Genomic DNA, 1,836 nt, shown 5'->3' with positions numbered 1-1,836 from the left:
GACCGCGACCGCGACGATCATCGTCCAGTCCGGCCAGAACTGGACGAAGGCGACGCCGACGGCCAGCACCAGCCCGGTCAGCGAGCCGACATAGGGGATGAAGGAAATCAGCCCGGCGAACAGGCCGATGAGGATGCCGAAGTTCAGTCCGGTCAGCGTCAGCCCGGTGGCATACATGGCGCCCAGCACCAGGCACAGCGTGCCCTGGCCACGCACGAAGCCTGCCGTGGCGGTGTTGATGTCCCGTGCGATGGCGCGCACGGTCTGGACGTTGTCGCGTGGCACCCAGCCGTCGATGACCGCCACCATGCGGTCCCAGTCGAGCAGCATGTAGAAGGCGACCACCGGTGTCACCACGAACAGGCTGACCACAGAAACCAGCGCCATGCCGGAACTCCACAGCGAGGTGAAGACGGTGGTGACAAAACCGAAGCCGGAGGTCAGCAGCGAATTCAGCCCGTCGCGCAAGCTATTGGCGTTGACGCCGAACTTCTGCTCCAGCCATTTCGGATCGAACGAGGTGATCAGGCTTTGCAGCCGGGTCAGATATTCCGGCAATTTGCCGGCGAAATCGGCCATCTGCGTGGCCAGAACCGGAATGAGGATGACAAAGGCCAGGACCAGCACGATGAGGAAGGTGATGAGGATGACCACCGTCGCCATGAAACGCGACAGGCCGAGCCGCTGCAGCCGGTCGGCAACGGGATCGAGGAAATAGGCAAGCACCATGCCGGCGACGAAGGGCAGCAGGATGGCGCTGAAGACATAGAGGAAAAGCGCCAGCAGCGCGGCGCCGGCCAGCCAGAAGAAGATCTGGCGGCGAAAGGTCGCGGACGCGGCGATGTCGGCGGCCGCGGCCTCGATCGCCGCCGCTTCTGTCTCGGATGTCCGGAGTGGAGCCTTCGTCATGTCAGCTCATGTGCCTCAGCCAAGTCACGAGATAGGCTGCGGCCGAAGCCACGGTCAAGACCCCGGACAGCAATATGAGAACCGGCCTCAGCGGGTCGAGATGAACCGACAGGGCAAGCTCACCCAGCACAACCGCCGCCAGCACGATCTGGATGGCGGTGTTGGCCTTCGACACGAAAAGCGGTTTCATCTCGACCGGATGGGCCATGACGGCGGACAGCAGGACCGCGCAGACGATCAACGCGTCGCGCGACACCATGGTGACGACCAGCCACAGCGGCAATTGCCCGATGAGGCCCATGACCACGAACACCGAAACCAGCAGCAGCTTGTCGGCGATCGGATCGAGATAGGCGCCGAGCGTGGACTGCTGATTGAAACGGCGGGCGATGAAGCCATCGACGCCGTCCGAAATGCCGGCGACGAGGAACCCGGCAAAAGCCCAGTCCCAGCGCGCCTGCAGCATCGCCAGCACCACCGCCGGCACCAGGACAAGGCGCAGGATGGTGATCAGGTTGGGGATGGTCAAATGCCTGGCACCTCCTCTTGGTCGGAGATAGATGATGAAGATGGCGGGTGGCAACAAGGGAGGAGCTGCCGATCTCCCCGCACGGGAGCGGCCTTCAGCTTGGCTTTCGCCAATCACGAGCGCCTGTACGTGCGCGCTGTCCACGGTTTTGTAGGCCGAGATGGCCGTTATCCTTGCGGACAGAAACCGTTCATGCGAAGAGCCCGCGACAAGGAAAATTGCTGAACGGGCACCAGAAATGAGCAAGCGCGACGTGAACAAGCGCAAGAACGGGCTCACCTATGCCGAGGCCGGTGTCGATATCGATGCCGGCAATCTCATGGTCGAGAAGATCAAGCCGCTGGTGCGCGCGACGCGCCGGCCGGGCGCCGATGGCGAGATCGGCGGCTTCGGCGGCC

2 protein-coding genes and 1 pseudogene are annotated in these 1,836 nt (G+C 63.5%); 1 reads left to right on the top strand and 2 read right to left on the bottom strand.

Going from position 1 to position 1,836, the window contains the following annotated elements:
* Both EN879_RS34300 and EN879_RS34295 read right to left on the bottom strand, forming a co-directional pair.
* Positions 1 to 909 (bottom strand): AI-2E family transporter (locus tag EN879_RS34300; RefSeq protein WP_164774774.1); only part of this gene is annotated, 909 nt, incomplete at its 3' end.
* A 1-nt stretch (position 910) separates the two neighbouring features.
* Positions 911 to 1,438: a CDP-alcohol phosphatidyltransferase family protein gene (locus EN879_RS34295; protein ID WP_013532444.1), complete on the bottom strand. Its 528-nt coding sequence runs from the start codon at positions 1,436 to 1,438 to the stop codon at positions 911 to 913.
* Positions 1,439 to 1,676: 238 nt separating this feature from the next.
* Here EN879_RS34295 and EN879_RS40335 point away from each other — a divergent pair.
* Positions 1,677 to 1,836 (top strand): annotated as a pseudogene (locus tag EN879_RS40335) (phosphoribosylformylglycinamidine cyclo-ligase); the annotation flags it as partial.

Source organism: Mesorhizobium sp. M7A.F.Ca.AU.002.02.1.1 (assembly GCF_003998535.1).
GTDB classification, from domain to species: domain Bacteria; phylum Pseudomonadota; class Alphaproteobacteria; order Rhizobiales; family Rhizobiaceae; genus Mesorhizobium; species Mesorhizobium ciceri.
This window is presented reverse-complemented; position numbering and strand designations above follow the sequence as displayed.